At 55.1% G+C, this 23,552-nt stretch carries 15 protein-coding genes, 1 tRNA gene and 2 pseudogenes; 12 read left to right on the plus strand and 6 right to left on the minus strand.

The genetic code is table 11. The features are described 5' to 3' along the window. Positions 1–14: 14 nt before the first annotated feature. From IK012_RS10520 to IK012_RS10550, 7 genes are all read left to right on the plus strand, one after another. A tRNA-Asn gene (locus IK012_RS10520) sits at positions 15–87 on the plus strand. Between the two features lie 104 nt (positions 88–191). After that, complete coding sequence (locus tag IK012_RS10525; RefSeq protein WP_290954141.1) at positions 192–1,715, plus strand: fibro-slime domain-containing protein; 1,524 nt, start codon at positions 192–194, stop codon at positions 1,713–1,715. A 37-nt stretch (positions 1,716–1,752) separates the two neighbouring features. Then, entirely contained in the window at positions 1,753–2,154 is a 402-nt protein-coding gene (locus IK012_RS10530) for a hypothetical protein (RefSeq protein WP_290954144.1), read from the plus strand. Positions 2,155–2,258: 104 nt separating this feature from the next. Beyond that, the gene (locus tag IK012_RS10535) at positions 2,259–3,677 is read left to right on the plus strand and encodes an MBOAT family protein (RefSeq protein ID WP_290954147.1); all 1,419 of its coding nucleotides are present in this window, start codon (positions 2,259–2,261) and stop codon (positions 3,675–3,677) included. A 37-nt stretch (positions 3,678–3,714) separates the two neighbouring features. Further along, positions 3,715–4,425 (plus strand): SMC-Scp complex subunit ScpB, encoded by a 711-nt coding sequence (gene scpB / locus IK012_RS10540; RefSeq protein ID WP_290954150.1) that lies wholly within the window; start codon positions 3,715–3,717, stop codon positions 4,423–4,425. Next, positions 4,425–7,037: a DNA mismatch repair protein MutS gene (gene mutS, locus IK012_RS10545; RefSeq protein WP_290954153.1), complete on the plus strand. Its 2,613-nt coding sequence runs from the start codon at positions 4,425–4,427 to the stop codon at positions 7,035–7,037. The genes scpB and mutS overlap by 1 nt, the downstream gene beginning before the upstream one ends. A gap of 101 nt (positions 7,038–7,138) precedes the next feature. Then, positions 7,139–7,651 (plus strand): hypothetical protein, encoded by a 513-nt coding sequence (locus IK012_RS10550; RefSeq protein WP_290954155.1) that lies wholly within the window; start codon positions 7,139–7,141, stop codon positions 7,649–7,651. On the opposite strand, the gene IK012_RS10555 is transcribed toward IK012_RS10550, so the two are convergent. Both IK012_RS10555 and IK012_RS10560 read right to left on the minus strand, forming a co-directional pair. After that, positions 7,648–8,901 (minus strand): conjugal transfer protein TraF, encoded by a 1,254-nt coding sequence (locus tag IK012_RS10555; RefSeq protein WP_290954158.1) that lies wholly within the window; start codon positions 8,899–8,901, stop codon positions 7,648–7,650. The two genes, IK012_RS10550 and IK012_RS10555, sit on opposite strands and share 4 nt — an antisense overlap. Positions 8,902–8,903: 2 nt before the next feature. Then, positions 8,904–10,193 (minus strand): tetratricopeptide repeat protein, encoded by a 1,290-nt coding sequence (locus tag IK012_RS10560; RefSeq protein ID WP_290954161.1) that lies wholly within the window; start codon positions 10,191–10,193, stop codon positions 8,904–8,906. A gap of 171 nt (positions 10,194–10,364) precedes the next feature. Between IK012_RS10560 and IK012_RS10565 the strand changes: the two genes are divergently transcribed. Both IK012_RS10565 and IK012_RS10570 read left to right on the plus strand, forming a co-directional pair. Next, entirely contained in the window at positions 10,365–11,117 is a 753-nt protein-coding gene (locus IK012_RS10565) for a YkgJ family cysteine cluster protein (protein WP_290954164.1), read from the plus strand. Then, positions 11,117–11,926 carry a hypothetical protein gene (locus IK012_RS10570; RefSeq protein WP_290954167.1) on the plus strand — a complete coding sequence of 270 codons (810 nt, stop codon included), beginning with the start codon at positions 11,117–11,119 and terminating at the stop codon, positions 11,924–11,926. Before IK012_RS10565 ends, IK012_RS10570 begins: the two co-directional genes overlap by 1 nt. A 112-nt stretch (positions 11,927–12,038) precedes the next feature. On the opposite strand, the gene IK012_RS10575 is transcribed toward IK012_RS10570, so the two are convergent. Then, positions 12,039–12,641: a TIGR01440 family protein gene (locus IK012_RS10575; RefSeq protein WP_290954169.1), complete on the minus strand. Its 603-nt coding sequence runs from the start codon at positions 12,639–12,641 to the stop codon at positions 12,039–12,041. A gap of 453 nt (positions 12,642–13,094) precedes the next feature. Next, complete coding sequence (locus IK012_RS10580) at positions 13,095–14,627, minus strand: carboxypeptidase regulatory-like domain-containing protein (RefSeq protein WP_290954172.1); 1,533 nt, start codon at positions 14,625–14,627, stop codon at positions 13,095–13,097. A gap of 230 nt (positions 14,628–14,857) precedes the next feature. Here IK012_RS10580 and IK012_RS10585 point away from each other — a divergent pair. The 3 genes and pseudogenes from IK012_RS10585 to IK012_RS10595 form a co-directional block, all read left to right on the plus strand. Beyond that, positions 14,858–16,063, plus strand: a pseudogene (locus tag IK012_RS10585) (putative DNA modification/repair radical SAM protein); the annotation flags it as partial. Positions 16,064–16,400: 337 nt separating this feature from the next. Further along, complete coding sequence (locus tag IK012_RS10590; RefSeq protein WP_290954178.1) at positions 16,401–17,165, plus strand: TIGR03915 family putative DNA repair protein; 765 nt, start codon at positions 16,401–16,403, stop codon at positions 17,163–17,165. Positions 17,166–17,344: 179 nt separating this feature from the next. Beyond that, entirely contained in the window at positions 17,345–17,956 is a 612-nt protein-coding gene (locus IK012_RS10595) for a hypothetical protein (protein WP_290954181.1), read from the plus strand. Positions 17,957–17,965: 9 nt separating this feature from the next. On the opposite strand, the gene IK012_RS10600 is transcribed toward IK012_RS10595, so the two are convergent. Together IK012_RS10600 and IK012_RS10605 are read right to left on the minus strand one after the other, a co-directional pair. Then, positions 17,966–22,033: a VWA domain-containing protein gene (locus tag IK012_RS10600; RefSeq protein ID WP_290954185.1), complete on the minus strand. Its 4,068-nt coding sequence runs from the start codon at positions 22,031–22,033 to the stop codon at positions 17,966–17,968. 263 nt (positions 22,034–22,296) lie between these two features. Beyond that, positions 22,297–23,552: pseudogene (locus IK012_RS10605) on the minus strand (hypothetical protein); the annotation flags it as partial.

The raw sequence follows: 23,552 nt of genomic DNA on the forward strand, positions 1-23,552 counted from the left end.
CGTCTAACAGACGATGCTTCATAGCTCAGTTGGTAGAGCCCGCGACTGTTAATCGCGTTGTCCTTGGTTCGAGTCCAAGTGAAGCAGCTTAGGACCCCGTTCGAAAGAGCGGGGTTCTTTGTTTTTGCTGCGGCAACGAATAGAGCGAAGATTGCACATATTTCTATCTTGTATAAAAAATAGGTGGAAGAATGAATAAAATTATGCGTTTGGGGATTGTTGGCCTCTTGGCTTTTGCGGTCTTTGGCTGTGATTCTCCGTCGGATGCGTCTCGTAATAAAATTCTTGTTGGTCCGGAATCGGATTTGCAGGATGATGAGGATCTGCAGGGCGATGAACAGAAGGGAAGTTCTTCTAGTCATGGAGCGATTGACTCTGTCGATTCAAGTGAAGATGCCGGGAAAGTGAATTCGCAGGATGGTGAACAGAAGGTGAGTTCTTCTAGTCGTGGTGCGATTGATCCTGTCGATGCAAGTGAAGATATCAAGGAACTGGAAATCGTTTTGCGAGACTTCGAGGCGGGTTATCCCGATTTCGATAACTTCCAGTCGGCTGCCTACGCAAGCCAGACGAGCGCGTACAAAAACTTTGATACGTGGGTTTATCCCGGTTATGCGGACAATGCGGATTGGATGGCGCGCCGTGAGATTCCCGGCGGCTATGCGACTTATGGTTGCGGTAACCATAAGACTCCTGAATACGGAACGCCTGTGCTTGAAAATTCCGCTCAAGTCTGGTATGGCGAATTTAGGTTTTGTGATGAGGTCGATACGCTAATGCGCGGTTTTGTTCACGACCTTTGCTCCGATGCGATAGAAGACTGGGGATCGGACTCAACGCACCAGTGTAATAAGCGTTGCCATGGCCTTTTGTGGTCGGAGAGGGTCTATATTACATCGAACATGGTGAAACCGGTTCTTTCGTTCCCGAAAGGGGAAGACGGCAAGCCGGACTTGCATGAGCCGAACATTGCCAAGGCGCGCGATGCTTGCGACAACAAGTATTTTGAACAGTGGTTCACCGATAACGATTTGAACAAGCGTTCCGATGGTACGTTGCCCCTTACTTCGCTTGATGCAAACTCGATGGGAATTTCGTATGACTGGAATAATGGTGGGTTCTATCCACTGGATTCCATTTCTGACAGGTCAGAATTTGTTTCGATAAACCCGAAATACCCAAATCAGTTCGGTCCCCAGAGCTTGACTATTTACTGCCCTCCTTATAAATATGAGTATGCGTCGACGCAGAACGATAACAGGTTTGCGAATACATACGGCTTGTGCTCTGAATGGTTGTTGAATGGAGGCCCGAGAGTGGGTGACGCTGCCATAAATGCTGCGATGGCGGTAAACATTATTGGACTTTGGCATTTGCGCAATGCTGGCTATACCATGATGGGCTACGCACCGTTCAAGTATAAGAAGGATGCGGGCAAGGTGTTCGAGTTTACTTCCCAAGACGACTTGTGGGTCTTTGTCGATGGCGTGCTGGCTTTGGATTTGGGTGGAACGCATCTGCCTGCCAGAGGAAAGGTTGATTTGAAGAGCCTTGCTTCGGAAGGGCATGGGTGCCATGCGGGTGACCCCCTGAAAGATTACTGCGAAGGACGTGTGGACGACAAGGGTGCATGGAAAGATGGCTCTTGGCATCATATCCACATATTCTATGCGAATAGAAGTTCTGAAGGGTCGGCCCTGTACTTGAAGTTCTAGAGAATTTTGAAACATTTATTTTTTGTATATTTGACTTATGCTCAAGAAACTTTTTATCGCCATTCTCGCGGCTGCGGCTTTCACGCTGGCGGCTGATCCCGTCACTGTCGAAGCCCGCCTGACCGAAATCCCGGGCAAGATGCCGAGCAACGACCTGTACAGCTACGTGTACGTGTTCAAGTACAAGGTGCTGAAAGTCGTTTCGGGCAAGCTTGACGCGAAGGAAATCCTCGTGGGTGTGTACAACCCGCTCATCGCCCGCGGCAAGGTCAAGGACAAGATGGCCGACAAGAGCAAGGGCAACGTGGGCGAGTTCAAGGCGAAGGCCAAGTACACGCTCAAGATTGTGCCGCTCGAAGGCAACTGGGACGGCGCTGTCGAAGACGAATACTTTGACGATGAAGCCCCGCGCTACCTGGCTGTGGAAGTTAATGAGTAGAATATGGTCAATAGTCATTGGTCGTTAGTCATTAGAATGTGTTTGTGCAGCGTAGCTGCGATTGTTGAAACCAATAACTAGTGACCAATAACTAACTACTACATATGGTTTTTTCTTCCCAAATCTTTTTGTTCTATTTTCTGCCGACGTTCCTCGTTGGCTATTTCGTGCTGTTCCGTGCCGGGGTGAAGCATTCCGGTCTCAATTTCTTCATTACCATATTCAGTTACATCTTTTACGGCTGGCTCGAGCCGTGGCTCGTCTTCTTGATGTTCGGCTCCACGCTCGTGGTGTACGTGAGCGGGCGGTTCATTTCTGCACCGGGCGCGAGCAAGCGGCAGCGTAACCTGGCGCTCCTCGCGGCGATTGTCGTGAACCTCGGCGCGCTCGGCTTCTTCAAGTACTACATGTTCGGCATGGGCGTCATCAACGACGTGGTGGCGAAGCTCGGCTGCGAGCCGTTCTCCGTGATGACGGTGCTGTTGCCGGTGGGCATCTCGTTCTACACGTTCCAGTCCATGAGCTACGCCATCGACGTGTGGCGCGGTACGGCCCCTCCGGTCAAGGACTTCGTGACGTTCGCCTGCTACGTGGCGCTGTTCCCGCAGTTGGTCGCGGGCCCGATCGTGCGCTACAATACGGTCGCCGAAGAACTCGCAACGCGTACGCACACGCTCGAAAACTTCGTCCGCGGCATCATGTTCTTCAGCTTCGGCTTTGCCGAGAAGATTTTCCTCGCGAACCAGGTGGGCATCATCGCTGACCGCGTGTTTGCCGCCGCCGCTCCGGGTGTTTTGAATACGTGGTGGGGTTCCATTGCGTACATGTTCCAAATTTATTTTGACTTCTCGGCGTATAGCAACATGGCGATTGGCCTCGGGCTTATGCTCGGGTTCCATTTCCCGCGCAACTTCAACGGCCCTTACCGCGCGGTGAGCATCACGGACTTCTGGAAAAAATGGCACATCTCGCTTACCAGCTGGTTCCGCGACTATCTGTACATCGCCCTCGGTGGAAACCGCGTGGGCAAAAAGCGCCTGTACTTTAATTTGTTCATGGTCATGTTCCTGAGCGGCGTGTGGCACGGCGCGAACTGGACGTTCGTTTGCTGGGGCCTGTACCATGCCTTCTTCATGATTGTGGAACGCGCGAACAACAAGAACGCCTTCTACTGGAAGGCCCCGAAGGTCGTGCAGATCTTGATTACGCAGGTCATCGTGCTGTTCGGTTGGGTGCTGTTCCGTGCCGATAGCATTGGCGAAGCGTGGCGCATGTGGAAGGCGATGCTCGGGCTCAACCCGGTAAGCGCTGCCGATGCCATCCTTTCGGCCGAAATCTTTACGCCCACCTGCGTGGTATTCATGGCTGTGGCCGCCGTCCTTTCTCTGTGGAAGTTCCGCAGCTTTGACTGGTGCAGCGAGGTGAAGCCCTGGAAGGCGGCTGTTGCCCTCGGGCTCTTCGTGCTCGCGACGCTTGCCCTGTTTACGCAGAGCTACAATCCGTTCCTGTATTTCCAGTTCTAGGCCTCTTTTTGCCGCACTTTTTACTACATTGGGTAGTATGAGTGAAAACGTTCAGAATATGGATGAAATTGCTGAGGAAGTCGAAGAAGAGCTCCCGAAAGTGGAGAGCAGCGAGGACCTTGCCCGCATAATCCAGGCTATCGTATTTGCGTCGCCCGATATCGTGACGATGAAGAAGTTGCGTGAAATTCTAGGCGATTTTTTGGATGCGCGCACCGTTTCTGATGCTCTCATAGCCGCAAACGACTCGCTGAACAAGATTAATTCTCCGTTCGAGATTGTGGAACAGGCCGGCGGTTACCGGTTCAGGACCCGCGCCAAGTATTACCCGTGGGTGCGCAAGTTGTTTCCGGAGGCGAATGCCCGCCGTTTGAGCCAGGCGGCCCTCGAAACGCTCGCGGTGATTGCCTACCAGCAGCCGATTACGAAGGCGGCCATCGAACAGGTGCGCGGCGTGTCGTCGGTGGATGGTCCTATCCGCAATTTGCTCGACAAGGGATTTATTGCCTTGGGCGCCCGCGCCGAGACGGTGGGCAACCCCTACACGTACATTACCACCCAGGAATTCATGAAGTATTTCGGCATCAACCGCATTCCCGAGGACCTGCCGCGCCTGCGCGAGTTCAGCGAACTCCTGGAAGCGGGGACGCTCGTGCCGCAATACGCGAAGCCCGATCCGGGCCCGACCGAACCGGTGGAACAGGAACAGAATCCCGAACAGATTGAACTTTCGATGGGAGACCTGTAATGGCTGCTACCCCGTTGATGCAGCAGTATTACGAGATCAAGAAACAGAATCCCGGCTGCATTTTGTTTTTTCGCATGGGCGACTTCTTCGAACTTTTCGAGGACGACGCCGTCATCGCTTCCAAGATATTAGGTATCACGCTCACGAGCCGCAATAACGGGGCTTCGGGAGCCACCCCGCTCTGCGGGTTCCCGCATCATGCCGCGGACCGTTACGTGCCGAAGATGGTGGCGGCCGGTTACAGGATTGCGATTTGCGAGCAGGTGGAAGACCCGAAACTCGCGAAGGGTATCGTAAAACGCGATATCGTGGAAATTATCAGTGCCGGCACCGCGATGAACGAGGCTAACCTGAACGCGAAGGAGGCGAACTACCTCTTTGCGTACATGCCTGCGGAAAAGGATGCCGCGTTCGCCATTGCCGATGTGACGACGGGTTATTTGGCCGTATGCAAAAGCGGCGTGCAGGCGTTTGAATGCGAGTTCAGCCGACGCATGCCCAAGGAAATCATCGTGCCGGAAGGTTGCAGCATTCCGCAGCCCGTGATGGACCTGGTGAAGGCCGAAAACGTGCTGGTAACGGAACTGCCCCCGTTCATGTTCGGGGAAGAGCAGTGCCGTGACGTGCTGTATGGGCACTTCAAGGTGGAATCTCTGGTGGGGCTCGGGCTCGACGGACGCGAATGCGAGACCTGCGTCACGGGTGCCATGATGGCCTACCTGATGGACCAGAAAAAGTCCGAACTTTCGCATTTTACGACGCTCGAGATTCTGAATCTCGACGACTACATGACGCTCGATCCGAGTACGCTTAGGAATCTGGAGCTCACGCGCCCGCTGAATGCGGACGATTACTCCAGTACGCTGTGCTATGTGCTCGACAATACGGTTACCGCGATGGGCGGCCGTACGCTCAAGGACTGGGTGAGCCACCCGCTGATTTCGGTTCCGCGCATTCGTGAGCGCGAGGAAGCCGTGGGGGAACTTGTCGGCAACCCCGTGGCGCTCGACGAGCTGAAGGAATCCCTCACGTCCATCCTCGACATGGAACGCCTTATGGGCCGTGTCGGCTCGGGCCGCGCCAACGCCCGCGACCTCGCGGGCATGGGACGCTCGCTTATGCAGGCGTCCCGGGTTGCCGACGTGCTCGAGGGCCTGCGCGCCCCGATGTTCGAAGGCCTGCGAGAAAAGCTCGTGCAGGCGAAGGGCCGCGGAGAGCAGTTGCTCGACAACTTCAACGAAGACTTGCCCCTCACCGTTCGCGAAGGCGGAATGATCCGTCCGGGCGCGAATGCCGAACTCGATGCCATGAACGAGGACATCAAGGAACGCCGCGAATGGCTCGCGAACCTCGAAGTGCGCGAACGTGAACGCCTCGGAATTCCGCAACTGAAGGTCGGCTACAACCGCGTGTTCGGTTACTACATCGAAATTACCAAGGCGCAGATGGCGAAGGCCACGCAGCCCATACCCGAAGAGTACATCCGCAAGCAGACGACGGTGAACGGCGAACGCTATATCACTCCCGAGATGAAGGAGTGCGAATCCGTCATCAGCAATGCCGAAGTGAACATCCATGCGCTCGAATACAAGATTTTCTGCGAACTGCGCGACCGCGTGAACGCATCGCGTGCCGAACTCCAGGAGATTGCCGATGCTATCGCGCGTGTCGACGCGCTGTACAGTTTCGCGCGGGCGGCCCGCAGGTACAACTACGTGTGCCCGGAGGTGGTCGAAGACGGAGGAATCGAGATCAAGGGCGGTTTCCATCCCGTGATTGTCGCGGTGAATCCCGACCAGGAATTCATCCCGAACGACGTGACGCTTTCGCCCGACGCAACGCGCCTGATGCTCATCACGGGCCCGAACATGGCGGGTAAATCGACATACCTGCGACAGACCGGACTTATCGTTTTGATGGCGCAAATCGGCTGCTTTGTGCCGGCGGAATCTGCCCGCATTGGGGTTGTGGACCGCATATTCACCCGCGTGGGTGCGAGCGACCGCCTGAGCCGCGGGCTTTCGACGTTCATGGTCGAGATGATCGAGACCGCGAACATCCTGCGCAATGCGACCCCGCACAGCCTCGTGCTGCTCGATGAAATCGGGCGCGGCACCAGCACGTTCGACGGACTTTCCATTGCCTGGGCGATTGTGGAAACGCTCCACGACGAACCCGCAAGGCAGGCGCTTACGCTGTTCGCGACGCACTACCACGAATTGACCGGGCTTGTCGAAGGGCTCGAACACGCGGGCAACTTCCAGGTGGCCGTTCAGGAGAAGGGCGACAAGCTGGTGTTCCTCCACAAGATTCTCGCGGGCGCCTGCGATTCGAGCTACGGCATCCATGTGGCTGAAATGGCGGGCCTCCCGAACAATGTGGTCCGGAGGGCGCGCAAGATTCTGCTCCGTCTCGAGAAGGAAAAGATTGACCCGAGTGACGGCGCCGTGAAGAAAAAGCAGAAGGAACATCCGCAGATTGACATGTTCGCCCCGCCCGACGAAAACACGCAGCTCCTGAAGGACGAAATCCGGAGACTCAAGCCCGAGGAAATGACTCCCATGCAGGCCCTCCAGCGTTTGATGGAACTGAAGGAAAATTACGGAAAATGAGTTACGAGTTCTGAGTTACTAGTTTTTAGTAATGCAGAAGGAAAGAAGCTGTTTTAAACAGAAAAACTATGAACTAGTAACTAGGAACTATTGACCACCTTATGATTGACTTCGCCGCCTTGCAAGATTACGTTTTTGAAAATCGGGTGTTCGATTCGGACTACCACGGTCTTGCGCATTGGCGGCAGGTGGAATTCAACGGGCTGCTGCTTGCGCCGGTAACGGGAGCCGATATCACGGTGGTGCGCCTGTTCGCGCTTTTCCACGACTGCAAGCGGCAGGATGATGCGTACGACGGCGAGCACGGGGAACGTGGTGCCGCCTTCGCAAAGCAGTGCTTCGAGGAAAAGCGTCTCGATATCACGCAGGAACAGTTCAACAAGCTATATCATGCCTGCCGGATGCATACGCACGAGCGAGCCTCGGACGATGCGACTGTCAATACCTGCTACGATGCCGATAGGCTTGACCTGGGTAGGGTTGGCATTCCGCTCAACCCCGAAAAGATGGCGACAAGTTTCGGCAAGAAGCTTGCCCGTGCCGCGCATTCCCAGAAGGTTTCCGTTTATGCGATGCGCGAATGGCTGCGTGCCGTCGCGCCTACGCTCCGCTAGAAACCGATACTGACTTGTCCCATGTAGATTCGTTCTTCATCCTGGCCGGTGAAATATCCGAGTTCTTCGGCCCATGTGGTGAATTCGAATGTCACGAGATGGAGTACTTCGAGGCTTACGCCTGCGGAAGGGTAGCCGCCTTTGAAACCGCCGGCGAGGCGCAGGCTCAGCGCGCGGATTTCGTTGTTGTAGCCGGGCCAGGCGAGCAGGGTCTGTTCCACTTCGAGGCCGAAGTTCAGGTGGCTTAGGATCTTGTAGTTCTTCTCGGAGTTGATGGCGTCCGCGAAGTCGCAGGCGACGTTGAACTTTCGGGCATAGGCCGTGTTCTTGTTGAAGAATCTCGGGCTGTAGTTTATGCCCACGCTCAAGTTCGGTGTAATCGTATCTCCGGCCAAATCCTTGAAGTAGACGTCACGTAGCGATGCGCCTACGCGGATTTCGCGGGTGAGCTGGTAGAGCACGCCGAAATCAAGACCGAAGGAGAGGGATTTGGAATCGAATATATGGTCGGCCGCGTCGTGGTAGCGGTCATCGAGAGTGTCTTGCAGCGAGGAGTAGTTCAGGATGTCGACGGTGATGACCTCGACCTTGTGGCGCTTTGCTGCCTTCAAGCCCATACCGACGGAGAAGTTGTTGGTGAATGCGACAGAAAAACCGCCCTGTATCACGGCGTCCACGTAGAACGTGTCCACACCGATGAAGGGGAGCACCAGGCCTCCGTCCAGGTACGGTGCCACGCTCGCGTCGACCCATATCGCGCCGCCGAAACCACGGAGGGCGAGTTCCGCATCCATCTTGAGTTTCATGGTGAGGTACTGGTGGTCGTATGAGTTGATTTTGTGCACGAGTTCGGGATGGGTGGACAGCGTATCCATGAGCAACTCGTTTTCGTCGAGGCCCGTGGTTTCGGCTGCCTTGTGCACGCGTTGGTAGAGCTTCTGCAAATCCTTCGCCACGTTATAGGTGGAGAAGTAGTTTTCGAAGGGGCCTGCGCCGCCCAGGTTCAGTCGCGCGTCTCCGAAGAAGTTGCGCGGGTAGTAGCCTTGTTCGGGGCGCTTGCTGTAGTTGCCCAGTCGGTTGATTTGGGAGAGCCCCGCGTAGTTGTAGTAAATGGCTTCTTTGTCGTCGACGACGGCCACGTGGGCGTTACCCATGGATTCGCCGCGCATGGAATGGTGGGTCGGTGCCTTGGCGGCAAGGGCGATTACCGCAAATCCGAGTACATAGAATGCTACAAGAATCAGTCTCATTGCTAGTTCCTCCCTTCAAACCACTTGAGGAAGGTTTCTTCGTTGTAGTTGTTCCAACATCCGCCGACGTAGGCCTTGCGCCACGCGAGGTTGTACTTTATGTTGTTTATGTCGGTGTCTTCCTTGACCAGTTTCATGACGTCGGTGAGTGCGAACTCCGACTTGCTCCAGAAGAAGTTGCCGGTGAAGGCTTCGAACATGTAGTTGCCTACGACATCGCGGTCGTTGGAATTCTTGATGTAGAAGGTCCTTTCGGGTTCATCGGCCGGTATTCCGTTCATGTCGATATCAATGACGTCGTAGGTTTCGCTCGAGTTCACCGACTGCACCTGCCCGATTTTATGCTTCAGGAAGTCCGTCTCGAGAACCATGAGCTTGTTGTTGCGCATGTCTTCGTCGATGAGGCCGTCACCGTCGTTGTCGTAGCCGTCGGCAATTTCTTCGTCGATACATCCGTCGCCGTCGTTGTCTATGAGGTCGGCCATTGAGATGTAACCCGCGAAGCCGTCGGAACTCTTTTCGACCGTTTCGCTGGCGTTGATGACGTAAGAGGCCATCGTTTCGGTTGCGACCGTGAGCCCGCTGTCGGAGAAGAGCGCCGCTTCGGGAACATAGGAACGCATGATATCCGTCGCGATGCTCGGGTCGGCGGCAACCGCCCTGCCGACATCACCCAGCGTGCTGAAAACTTCTAAAGCTTCTTTGCCCAAGTCCTTCATGGCAGCCCAGTCTATATCAATGATGGGCGGGTCTAAGGACGCGATGAACATCTTTGTCAGGTCTTTGGAAAAGATGCGCAGGATGAGCGCGGCCTTGGTGAGGTGGAGAATAGTGTAACTTGCCGAAATGGTCTTGAACGTCACCTTTTTGTCGGTCTGGCCGGTCGTGTCCCTTACGATGAACGGATCCAGGACTTTCAGTACGGAATCGATGCCGTCTTTGTAGTGGGTCGCGGTGGAGTCGTCCATGCTCATGAACCCGCTCTGTCCGCCTTTTGTTTTGGTGTACTTGAGCATTTCGAAAACGTTCAGTTTCTGCTGGTTCAAAACGCTCTTCGCGAGTCCGTACCATGCTTCCGAGGCGGCGGAATCCGCAGCGAGTGCCCTTTCGAAATAAGCCCTGGCCATGGTATATTCGCCCTTGCGGAAATAGATATAGCCTTCGTAGGTAAGCGCGTCTGCGTCGTTGGATTTGATGTGGACGGAATCTGTCGGATTAAAAATGTTGCATCCTACTATGCCTGTCATGAGCGCAAGTGCGATGCACAGCCACAGCCTCTTTATACGGTTCATGTGTCGTTCCCCCAAAAATCGATTTATCAAAAGATAATCTATAAGCAAAAAATAACTTTCTTTTGGAAAAAAGTTTTATTTTTTGTGCTTTTTTTCCTGTTTGTGGTGCAAATGCCTTTTTTTGCGTAAAAAAATGGACAGGACGGCTTTTAGAAAATATATTTGTGCCCAATGGAACTTTGTCGTGATTATTTCCCAACCCGTGCCTACAGAATCGCCGAAATGCGTCTGGGGAGCCTTTTGGGCGGGGAACGCGACAGGCTGGATTTGATTGCCGAGAAACTCGGGCGGGACTACGCCATCGGGCTCGACAACTTGAAGGAAGAACTCCCGAATATAATCTCTTTCGCCCGGGAATACCATGCCGCGTACGATTTGTACCTGAAGGCGGTCTTGCCGCAGCAGGACAAGCCTATCCAGTGCAGGGCGGCCTGCGGGAACTGTTGCCATCATTACCCGATGTCGGTGGAACCCTTCGAACTGATATTCCTTTACCAGGAACTGCGCAAGAGCGACGACCTGATTACGGTGATGGAATCGTGCCGCAGGCGTGCGGACATGTTCAATAACTTGTTTGAGAAGCGACTGGAGGCGGTGAACTCGGAAGATGAAGCCGAGGACCAGGCCCTCCATGATTATTTCGCGCAGTGGGTCCCGTGCCCGTTTTCGGACCGGAAGGGCGATTGCCGCATCTACGGGTTCCGCCCGGTATCGTGCCGCATGTACTTTAGCCAGACGGACCCTTGCTTCTGCAGACCCGAGACGCTCCTGACTCCGCAGAACGAAAGCTACATCGTGTACCTTCCCGACAATATCGAGGAGGCGCTTATCGGCATATCGGAGCATTACGCCGGCTTGGAACTTCCCGAAAGCTATTTCGGGGGGCTCGTTTCGATGAACGCCTTTGAAGGAGTACTGGGCTGATGAGTGGCTCCGGACAGATGGATTTTTTCGACCAGCTGGGCCTGCCGCTTGTTGAACCCGCCGGTCCGGACCCTTCGCTTGCACGGAAGATGTCGAAGTGTTCCGCGAACGGCCTCGTGCATTTCAAGTACAACCCGCGCATGAAGCGCAGCATAAGGTGCAAGGCGAATTTCTTGTTCGGGCATCCGGAAGTGCTGCTCCCGGGCTACATGGAGGCGCCCGAGTTTGCGGCCGCGCGCGAGCTTGCCGCCGAGTGGGCGGAACATGCCGTAAGGCGCAAGACCAAGAAGAACAAGGAAATTGTCAAAGATCTGGTCGTGCGGTTCTGGGCGGTGGTGGACCAGGTGCTCGTGGACAAGGGGCATGCTCCGCTCGAAAGCGGGGGAAGGCTTCCGCCCATAAGGCCGAAGGGCCACTATTTCAATCTCGACGAAGTGCTGGAGGCTATCAACCATACGTACTTCGAGGATTCGCTGCAGTGCCGCATCACTTGGAGCAACCGCGTCGGGGGACTGAGTTTCCATTCCAAGCGCAAGGACCCGCTGACAGGCGAGGAATTCCACCTGATAAGCATCAGCAAAGGATACGATGCCGCGAACTGCCCGCTCTATGCGGTCGCGGGCGTGGTGTACCATGAATGCCTGCATGTGGTCATCCCTGTCGAAGAGAAGAACGGCAGGCGCGTTGTCCACGGGCGCGTTTTCAGACAGCGCGAACGCCAGTACATTTATTACGACGAGTGGATCAAGTGGCACAAGGAAGTGCTGCCCAAGAATATCCGGGCGATGCACCGCCACAAACCACTGTAATTACCGGCATAGTCACCCTGAACTTGTTTTTAATAGCCACTTGCAGCTTTGCTACTTAGTGGATATAATCCTCGGAACGGGGACAGGGTCGGAAATCTGATGTTGACCGGCGTCAGCATGACTTCGGATACCCGTCTTTCAGGCGCACGTCGTAGAAGGCGCGGTCACCGCCGATGAACTTCGGGCGGGTGCGGGCGGCGGCGAGTGAGGCCTGCCCGATGTTTTTCTGCGAGAGGCGGAGGGGTACGGCGACTTCTTTTAAGTGCATGCCGATAAGGGTGCCGCCTATGTCGAGGCCAGCGTCGGCCTTGATATGCTCGATGGCGACGGGGTTCTTGAATGCCTTGTAGCAGGCGGTCGCGAACGAGCCGCCGGCTTTGGGCTGAGGGACGACGTTCACGATTTCGGCGTTCGGGACGGCCTCGCGTTCGATAATGATGGCACGGTTCAGGTGCTCGCAGCACTGCGCGGCGATAAAGATTCCGCGCGGTGCGAAAACTCCCTGGAGCGCTTCGAAAATGGTCTTGCCCGCTTCGGGAACGGAATGGCTCCCGAGCTTTTGACCGAGCGTTTCGCTCGTGCTGCATCCGATTACGACAATCTGGCCTTTGCCCAGGTGCGCCGCCTCGACGAGTTCTTCCGCTGCGCGTGTCGCATCCGCGCGGAGTTGCTCCAGGATGCCCTTGTCTTCGATTTCGTAAGTTATGCCTGCCATTTTCTGCGTCCTTTTTTTACAGACGTAAAATAACAACAATACAATAGGGTGTCAATGACGTGCGCCGAAAAGAAATTGCCCTAAACGTCGATTGAATGGTCTAACCGTGAGCACCAAAGCCACAGGCGTTAAGCCGTGGCGGGTGCGAGAGCGAGTGAGAGACCGGAGGTCTTGATACCCCAAATGACGAACGAGCGGTCTAACCGTGAGCGCCAAAGCCACAGGCGTTAAGCCGTGGCGTGTGCGAGAGCGAGTGAGAGACCGGAGGTCTTGATACCTCAAACGTCGAGCGAGCGGTCTAACCGTGAGCACCAAAGCCACAGGCGTTAAGCCGTGGCGTGTGCGAGAGCGAGTGAGAGACCGGAGGTCTTGATACCCCAAACGTCGAGCGAGCGGTCTAAAAAAGACTTGCCATTTCTGGCAAGTCTTTGGGTTTGGTTATGGAGGTAAATTCTAGAACTGCTCGAAGAACTTGTGGACTTCTTCAGGAACCCATGTCTGTTCCCAGTTCCAGCCGATGCCCATGTTGCCGGTGTCGTGAGCGGTCCACTGGTGGTCTCCGGGCCAGCTGCACCACTTGACCGGGAAGCGTTCGTCAACGTTCTTGAAGTCATAGCAGACGTGTCCGGTATTGCCTCTGACTTCTTCGGGCTTTTCGCTGCTTGCGTCAGTAAAGTTTTCGTCGGCGTCGGCCTTGCCGTTGCGCTTCAGGATTCTCGGGAGGGCGCTGGTCTTGGCGCGGCTGTAATCGCAGCGGCTGTCATTCACGCCATGTACGTTCATCCAAGCGATGGGCAGGTTCTTCATGTTGTTGCCTTCGGGGAGCCAGATGTTGTAATCGGCCACAGCGTAGGTAGCGGCAGCGCGCACGCGGCTCTGCATGTCCTGCATCAAGGAGTAGCTGAACATGGCGCCGTAGCTGAAGCCCGTAATGAACACGCGGCTTGTATCGATGCAATAGTTCTCGTTCAGAGCGGTAAGCGTCTGGGCGAAGAAATCGTGGTCGCCCTGGCCCTTGTTCCAGAGGCCTCCGATAGCATCGAGCGAGACGAAAATATAGTCTCCGTTCTTGTCGAGCACCTGCTGGCCATAGTAAGGAGTCGGATGGTCGTAGTCCGCGGCATGGTGCACGAAGTCCTCGCCGTTACTACCGTAGCAGTGCAGCGCAAAGAGCACCTTGTGCGGCTTGTTGTTGTCGTAGTTCTTGGGCAGCGTGATGAAGTATTTGCGCGTGTCGCTACCGACCCTGATCTCGAACTGTTCGCCGTTTTCGACGCTCTTGACCTTTTTGAGCGTGGAGTTGGTGCCGCATCCCTTGCTGGGGGTGGGGTCGTTGCCAATAGCGTAGCCGAACTTGAACTGCGGAGCGGTTGCCTTGAGCTTCACGTCGAGCGTGGTATCGAGCGTGCCGAGCGGTACGGTAAGCGTATCGAAGCCTTCGGCGACGAAGCGGACGGCTTCGCCCTGCTGGATTTCCTTCATGAGGCTTCCGGTCTGCGTACCGAATGTACCGCTGTAGTTGCCTTCTGTAGAGAACTTGAAATTCTGCTTGGCGCTACCCACGGAAACCTGCGTAAAGTAAGTGCCACGGGCCTTGACGGCCTTGCTCAAATCATAAGAACCAGAGCCTTGCAAGGTCTTCTTAAAAACTTGGTGGCCCAGCGAGTTGAAAATCTTTAGTTGTACTGGAGATGTACTGCTCTGCGAGTACGAAAGAATGCCGTTATTGATTCCGATGTAACCGACGGAATTACGGAAGGAGTGGATTGCCGTGAGGGTATCATCCGGCTCGTCTTCGTGAATGGTGAATTTGCCCTGGTCGTCGGTCGTGGTGGATTTGCCTTCCTTGAGGAGGCTTACCGAGGCTCCCTTGAGGGCTTTGCCTTGTTCATCGGAAACGGTACCCGACAGGGAATATGCCGAAGCCATGCCGCAGACCGCGAGGAGGCAAGCCGTAGTCAAAAGATTGTTTGTCTTGATGCTCATCAGTGTTCCTTTTATCCCAAAACTCATTGGAAACTCATCTTTCCTTGTAATAATCTAATATGATGTGTTTTTAATATTACACGGTTGATACGATTGCTTATGGATGATTTGTCTATAAAAGGAAGTTTACAATTCTTTTTTTTGAAAAAATGGGGAAATTCTTGCTTTTTTGTTCACTATGTATTATATTTTATAGTGCACATGAGTTCAAGTGAATAAATGAGTAGAATATGGATGTCCGTGAAAAACTGAATATTCTTTCCGCTGCCGCCCGGTACGACGTTTCCTGTTCGTCGAGCGGTTCCAGGCGTTCCGCGCCCCCGAGCGGCTTGGGCGATGCCTGCCCGGCGGGAATATGCCATACGTGGTCTTCGGACGGGCGGTGCGTTTCGCTCTTGAAGATTCTGCTTTCGAACGCCTGCAAGTACGATTGCGCCTACTGCGTGAACCGCCGCAGCAACGACATCCCGCGGGCGACCTTCACTCCGAAAGAGGTTATCGACCTGACCTTGGAATTTTACCGCCGCAACTACATCGAGGGCCTGTTCCTGAGTTCGGCCGTGGTGGGTTCGCCCGATGCCACGATGGAACGGCTTGTGCGGGTGGCCAAGGAACTGCGGAGGGTGCACCGGTTCGGCGGCTACATTCACCTGAAAAGCATTCCGGGGGCGTCCGAGGCGCTACTTCACGAGGCGGGGCTCTATGCCGACCGCACCAGCGTGAATATCGAGGTCCCGTCGGAGCGCTCGCTTACGTACCTCGCTCCCGAAAAAAACTATGGTTCGGTCTATGGCCCCATGAACTACTTTGCTGAGCGCAAAATCGAGTACGGCGGCTCGCGGGGGCGGTATACTCCGAACTTTTTGCCGGCGGGGCAGAGCACGCAGATGATTGTGGGCGCCTCGGGCGAGAGCGATTTCCAGATTCTCACGCTGTCGGCGGGATTTTACAAGCAGCAGCGCCTGAAACGCGTGTATTTTTCGGGATATGTACCCGTGAATGCGGACAAGCGCCTGCCAGCGCTTACCACCAAGCCGCCTCTGGTGCGCGAACACCGGCTGTACCAGGCCGATTGGCTCATGCGGTTCTACAAGTTCGATTACGACGAGATTCTCGACGCTAAACATCCGAATCTGGATTTGAATCTGGACCCGAAGGCGGGCTGGGCGCTTAGGCACCCGGAGTTCTTCCCGGTCGACTTGCAGACGGCGGATTACGAGATGATTTTGCGGGTTCCCGGTATCGGCGTGAAGTCGGCGCAGCTCATTGTTTCGAGCCGCAGGTACAGCAAAATTCGCCTGGAAACCCTGAAGAAGATGGGCGTGGTCTTGAAGCGCGCCAAGTACTTCATCTACCATCCCGATATTCCCGCGGGTATCCGGCAGTTTTATCCCGAGATGATTCGCCCCCTGTTGATTGCGCCCGCGAAATCGCAACAGCTCGACTTGTTCAGCCCGCTGGAAACGCCCGCGTTGCCGTCGCCTGCAATGCCCGCGGCCGCGATGCCTATGCCTATGCCTGCGCCGTCAGTAACGCATTTGTCGAGCGCCATGCCTGTACCTGCGCAGACGGTGCCGCTCCCTGCAACCGCCATGCCGATGTCCGTCGCTTCCGTGCCTGCACCGGTGATTCCCGCGGCCAGTGTGCCATCGCTTGCATTGCCGGCACGACCGCAACTGCTGGCGGCGGGGTAGAGGCGAATCCGGACGGCGGCTTTCGATAAATACGTTCTCCCCGTGATTTCTAAAAACCTTTGACTACAGAGCAAAAAGCATGTCTATCTGCATTTCATACGATTCCACCTTCGACGGCTTCCTGAGTGCCGTTTTCGAAATCTATTCGCAGCACCTCGACGTAGAAAGTTTTGTCCCTGATCGTGATGCGGGAACTGCGGGAGACCTGTTCCAGCAGCGCTTCCGCGTGGAGGCGAACGAGGATTCCGCAATGCGCCTGCGACGCGCCATCGTGAACTATGCGAGCGAGGACGTACTGAACCTGCTTGAGACGGCGTTCCTTTCGGAGGAGGCGGGCATCGAGATGATGATTCTCGCGTTCCTGCGCAAACTGTTCGCGGGCGACGACCCGAATTACGGCAAGAATCCCGCATCGCCCGAGATGCTCCCGCTGTACAAGATTGCGGGTTCCGTGCGGCACGAGGCAGGCGGCATGCTCGGGATGGTCCGCTTCTCGAAAGCTCCGGGCAATTTCTACGTCGCGAAGATTGAACCGAAATACGATATCCTTTTGCTGATGGAATCGCATTTCACCAACCGCTTTGCGGACGGGAACTGGGTTATCTACGATGCGAAGCGCAGGTACGCGTTGCTCCACGAAAAGACCGGAAAATGCCGGGTCGTCGACATACCCGACGATGCGGCGCTGATAAATGCGATCAATTCGGATGACTATACCCGGCTGTGGCAGGACTACTACAATTCCATCGCCATCAAGGAGCGCGAGAACCCGAAACTGCTGCGCCGTTGCCTCCCGGTACGCTACTGGAAGAATTTGCCCGAGCGGCAGGCCGCGCGTTTCTAGATATGGAAATTGACAAGGCGCGTTTCTAGGCCCGCATAAACTTGCGGATTAGGCCTGCATCGCGCGCCTATCTGGGCCCTTTTGCATCCGAAACGCCTCTCGACGCGGATACTTTATCCGAAGACTTGATTTTATTCGGATTGTTTGTTATTTTGTTTATGGATAACAGGGAGGGTTAGGTGTCCTTGAAAAAGTGTTCTTTTCTGCTGGCAGGTCTTTGCCTGTTCGGCTATTCCCATTCGCTCGACTTGAAACCGTCGGCGCAGTTCTTTTTCCCGTCAACAGTCTCCATTCCGAAGGATTCCAAGTCCGTTTCTTCTGATGAGGAATGGGAAACCGAATATGTCATCGAGGCCGGCATCGAAGCGTTGTTCATGTCGGAATTTATCCCGATGCGAACCGGTTTAGGTCTGGGGTTCAGGACTTCTCAACATAACGAGGATTCCGAAGCGGCTCCGGCGACGCTCCCGGTGTGGGGAGTCCTTTCGATAGGGCGCATTAATTGGGATGACTTCATCTCGCCGTATTTTACCCTGCGCGGGGGCTACCTCACTCCGTTGACAGGCGACAAGCATTGGTGGGAAAGTCCTGCGAATTTCTTCGTCAATTGCGGCGTGGGTGCCGTATTCCCCATGGGCTTCACGCTGGAGGTCAGTGTCGACAAATCTTCCATGCGGAAATCCTATTCGGAAGAAGACGTCACGTACCGGGTTTCCTCGCTCCGCGTGGGAATCATGGTCGGGATGAATATCGAGGTTTCCCACACCAAGGTGTACAAGTCGGGCGGCTAGGCCCGAAAATTATTTGCCCTGTTTCCGCATGATGCCGGTCTTGACGGTAATTGTCTCTTTGTGGCCGTCCTCGAACGTGAAGAATATCTTCCAGATGTAAACTCCGGTACCGGCCTTGCGCCCGTTTTTCGAGTGTTCGTCCCAGTACAGGAATCCCAATTTGGATTGCCCGTCGGGGCCGTCGCGTCTCGGGTCGTTCATTTCGCCGTCGTAGCCGAATTTCTGCTCGAAGTTGTTTACGAATACGGATATTGCATCGAAGATGTAGATGTCTGCGGTGTAGGGGAGCACTGCCCTTACGCCGATGGCGGAAAGCGTGTCCGGCAGCTCTTCCCATCTGGAACCATCCGGGGAAATCCAGTTGGGACGGGGCCCGATGCCGCTGACCGGTTGCAACGGCATGACTTCGGTCAGGTAAATGACTCCGTCCGTACCGTTGATGTTGACGCCGCCGCGACCGAGGGCGTTGCCGGCCAAGTCTATGTAGTCGGCTTCCGGGTCGGTAGACAGGCAGAATCCGGTCTTGAGGATGTGCCTGTCGAGAACGAACGTCCATTGCGTCATGTCTTCGTTGACGGTCGGAGGCAGGCTCGTGACAAGAGCCTCCGAATTGGAATCCTTGCAGGAGGCCGAGTAGCGGAACAGGCTCTCCCAGGCGTTCTCGCTGTTACCGCCGATGATGGGTTCTGACATTTGGATGACTAGAGTGTCGGGCGGGTCGTTTGAGGACGGATCCATGTATTTTCCGAGGTTCATTTCGCCCGGATGCAGGACCGCCCTTGCGGGGACTGCGCCGACCTTGTCGCGCAACGTCACGTTTTCGAGTTCGCTGGATAGCGGTGTCGAGAAACTCAGGAACGGCTTCCTTGAGGAATCGGCCATGGTCAGACCGTAGTCGTACGGCTCGTTGATGTAGGCTTCTATCCATTTCCCGTCTTGCGGGTTCTTCTTTATGGCATCGCTCGTCGCGTAGCGCCATTGCCCGCGGCTCGAATTCCAGAATATGGAATCGATGCTCGATATGTTGTCGTCGTGTTCTTCCTTGAAATGGATGCGCACGAAGTCGGCCCTGCCGTCCAGATCCCTGTCGTACATTTCGGCGGTATCGGCGATGAGGGAATACTTGACGGAATCACGTCCTGAATATTCTACGGAGTCTTGGAGTGAATCCTCCGGAATGGTGGTGCCGATTTCGCATGCGTCCGTAATCATGTAGCCGCTTGCCGGGGAGCGGACTGTCGCGCCCAGGGCGTCGGTTGCGCGCAGGTAGTAGTGGATGGACGGAATGTCGCTTGCCGGTGCCTGGAAAGCGATGGTCCAGACGTCTTTTTCCACAGAATAGGAGAGGGGCGCCTCCTGGAAGAGTACCGCTCGCGCGTCCCTGACGTAGATTTGCGCCTTGTCGATTCCGTCGCTGTCCTTTATGCGGAACGAGAATGTCTTGATGTCTGAGGAATCTACGCAGGCGACGGAGACTGATTCCACGTCGGGAATGTCGTTGTCGACGAATATGGTGTAGGGTTCCATGGCCGGTGTCTGGATTTTCGGGGACTTGCCTGTTTGCCCGATAGAATCAGTCACGACGAGGTAGAAGTCCAGCCCCGGCGCTACGACGAGGTTTGCCGGGACGGTATATTCCCAGAGGCTGTCGCGGGTGTTTCGCAGGGTGTACTTCGTGAAGGACGTGTATGACGTGCCGGATGTGCGCAGGTACAGGTCGGCGGAACTTATTTTGATTCCGGAATGGATGTAGGCGCTGATGGTGAGCGTGTTGTTTGCCGCCTGCGTATTGTTGATCAGGTCCCATGTCTCTTCGGTAAGGGAGATGGTCGGCGGGAGGGCGCCTTTGCTCCACTGGGCGGTATCGCGCGCATCTATATTGTTGAATCTCATGCCGATGACGACGTCGTGCGTTTCGCCGTCCTGGAGCGTGTCGGGCGCCTGGTAGCAGACCATGTACTGCGAGTTGATGTTGTCGCGGATGGCCTCGTAGATTCCGGAAAGTTCGCTTGCGTCGTTTGTTGTTGTGAATATGCCGCCGGTTTGTTGCGCAAGGTCTTCCAGCGGGTACGAGGCCTCGGTCTCGACGCCGATGGAATGGATGACGGTTTTCTTTGACTTGCTGAGGTTGATGGCGGTCTCGAGTGCGATGGTGCCTTCGTTGTTCTCCCCGTCAGAGAAGATGATGACCGCCGTCGGGTTGGTCTCGTTCCTGATTTGCCGCAGGCCTGCATAGGCGCCCGTGATGATGTTGGTGCCGTTCCCTTTGGTAGTGAGCTTTTCTACGGCTTTTAGCAGCAGGGACTTGTTCGAGGTCATGGACTGGAGTACGATGGTCGAGTCTCCGTAGCCGCGGAATCCGACGAGGGCCGTCCTGTCGTAGGTGCCCATGTTGTTTATGAATGACTTGATGGCGTCCTTCGCCTTGATCATTCGGTCGTTGAATTCCATCGAGGGACTCTCGTCGACGACGATGACGACCGAAATTCCCGAAACGTTGGTGATGCTAGTGACCTGGGGTTTGATGGCGGTGCCGTCTTGCCAAAGTTGTAGATCGTCCTCGCCGAGCCCGTAGAACGAAAGACCGGAGTTCTTGTCGGTCGCGGAAACCTGCGCGCAGATTTCGGGATAATTCCCGATGTCGAGATTCGATATGGTAAGGGACGGTATGGCTGACGTGTCTTCGATGAACTGCGCCTCGACAGAACATTGCTGATCAGTCTGGATGACGGAAGTCTTGGATTTCTTGCTGTCACCGAGGGTCAGGTTGCATCTGGTGGGAACCCAGGAACTGAATTCATAACCTCCGTGGGGCCATGCCGTAATGGTGAATTTGCTTCCCGGATTCGTATATTGTCGCCCTGACGGGCTTGTGGCGCCGCCCTTTGTCGCGTTCACGTCCAGGATGGCGGGCGTCGATATCCAGCTCGTGAAGGATAAGTCTGGGATGTTGTTGGAATTTTCCCGGAATGTCCAGTAGAGCGGGGTGCCCGCGGTTCCTTTTACGAGGAAGTATTTTGAACCGCTTGTCAGCTGTGGGATTGAGGAATTCCGGAAAGAGCCGTCTTCATTATATCCGGTATAGGTTCCTCGGATGGAATCGGCGATACCGAAGTTGACGATGTACGGCATGGTGTCGGGCGGGGTCCATGTGAAGCGGATGGCCGATTGGGTCGATTCCGTGTAGTAATTTTTCTTGAAGTTGAAAGTTTGCTTTTGCGTAGACACGCTGTATATCTCGCCGGGCTTGAATCGTGCCTTCAGTTCGGTATTGCCCTTGACGGTGACGAAGGTGCTTGCAGCTACCCTGTCGTCGATGGTGGGCGAACCTGTTATTGTCTGCCAGTCGGCAAATCGGTAACCGAAGTCTCCTTTCGCATAGACGGTGTATTTGGAATTGGCAAAAGCGGAATCGTATCCGTTTGCTGGCATGACGGTCCCGTGCCCGTCGGAACTGAACTTCAGCTTATATGATTGCGATGCAATGCTGATCCAAAAGTTGTTCGGGTTTTCGGTTGTGTTTGCGATGATGATGTACAGGTCGGTGTCTTGGTTGAAATGTATGGTTTCGGAAAACGTGCCGCAGAAAGTCTGCGACTTATTGATTGATGTAAAGTGGAGCGAGGTGTACCGGAGGTATTTTAGTGAATCTTGGGTCAATCCGTTGGAGATGACGAGCGTATAGTCGCCTGGCGTAATGGGCTTGAAGAAGAACCGGACTCCGGAGACTCCGCTAGTAACGAATTTTGCATACAGGTGTTCTGTGAAGTTGTAAAGGGTGGGCGTTTCCGTGATGGCGTAGAGGGAGCCCAAGCGGAAGATCGGCATGACGGTGCAGTTGCTTGATATGTCGTAAACCTTTGTTGCGATTTTTTTTGTGTTTTGTATTTTGCACGACCCTTCGATAACTTCCCAGTGGTCGAACAGATAGTCAAAAGCCGCGCTTGCCATGATCATAATGGAATCGCCCCTGTTGACATTGCTTAATGTTTTGACGCTGATTCCAGAGGAATCGATGCTTCCGGAACCAGAAGTTGTCGATGGACTAATTTGGAGCGTATACGCCGAAGCGCCCATGGCCAAAGCCAAGGTAAATAGTAGAACCTTTGTCAATTTGTACACCACAATCCGTTCCCCCAGGATTGCAACGCCGTAAACAAGAATGACGTTGTATACAAAATGTATAAATTAATTTCGAAAAAAGTAAACTTTCCTCCTTAAAAAGGAAGGTTCAAGCGCTCGTCTGTATACAACAAACGCCCGGTATTAACCGGGCGTGGTTGCGAGAGCGAGCGCATACCGGAGTAATTTAACTCCTGAATGTAGCGCAAGCGGTCGCTTTAATTTATCCTGCCGACGAGGTTGCCGGAGAGCGTCCAGTCCCTCGTGCTGCCGAAGCTGTGGAAGCCGGCAGAGAGGCTGAAGCGGTCGGTGAATGCCTTTTCGATGTAGAAGGCACCGAGGACGTCCTTCACGTGCTTGGCGTTCGCGCTGACGTACTTGGCGTGCTCGTGACGGTCACCCACGTATTCGGCTTCGAGGATGATGCGGTCGACGACCGGCGTGGTGATGGCAATGCCACCCGTGATAGGAATGACCATGTCACCGCTGGCGCTCAGGTCCATAAGGGCGATTTCACCGAAGACGTTGATGAAGTCGAGAACCGGCACGTTGGCCTTGAGGGAGACGTTGTGCTCGATTTCGGCGTCGGCATCATAGACCAGGTCGAAGATGTTGCTGCGGTAACCGAGCTGGATCTTGATGTTGTTCAGCGCTTCGAGGTTGTGGAAGTTGAACACGGCGCGGAGGTCGCCCTTGTTCAGGTTGGCCGACTTGCTGATGAACGAAAGGTAGAGGTCCATCGTTTCGGACGGCGTGATGCCGAACTGCAACTGGTTTTCGGAGGGCTGCGTGGACATGAAGCCGTTCATGTAGCCGTCGATGTATCCACCGAAGTAGTCACCGTTCTTGTCGGTGTTGTCCCAGCGACCGACCTTGAAGTTGAACATGTCGGTTTCCTGGTATGCCCAAGCTTCGTCGAGGCTGAAGTAGTCATCGGCTTTGCCGTTTTCGTCGTTGCGGAAGGCTTCCTTCTTGGCTGCCTTGTCGGAGAAAAATTCATCCTTCAGGTCACCGGGGTAGAAGGCCACGGCAATCTTGCCCTTGAAGTCTTCGCCTTCGGCGAGAACTGCGAAGTTCGCTTCGCCGCTCCAGGTTTCGAGGTTGTCGCTCATCTCGTCATCCTCGCTGTACCAGAAGACCTTGCCGGCTTCCAATTCGAAGTCAGCGTTGATGTCGAAAGCGAGCTTAGGCGTTTCGAGCACGGCGTTCTGGATCATTTTTTTCTTTTTGCGGCGTTTTTTCTTCTTGGCGGGTTTCTGCTCGTTGGCTGCGACCTGTTCCTCAGGTGCGGGTTCGGCTGCTGCAACTTCGGTTGCCGGGGCTTCTTCGGCCGGGGCGGCTTCTGCTGCAGGGGCTTCGCTGGCGGGCGCTGCTTCGGCTACAGGTGCTTCAGCGGGAGCCGCTTCGGCGGTGGCTGCAGGGGCGGCTTCGGCAGCGGGAGCGGCCTGCTCTGCTGCGGGTGCGGGTGCTGCGG

Origin of the sequence: Fibrobacter sp., assembly GCF_017551775.1 — a bacterium.
In the GTDB taxonomy this organism is placed as follows: domain Bacteria; phylum Fibrobacterota; class Fibrobacteria; order Fibrobacterales; family Fibrobacteraceae; genus Fibrobacter.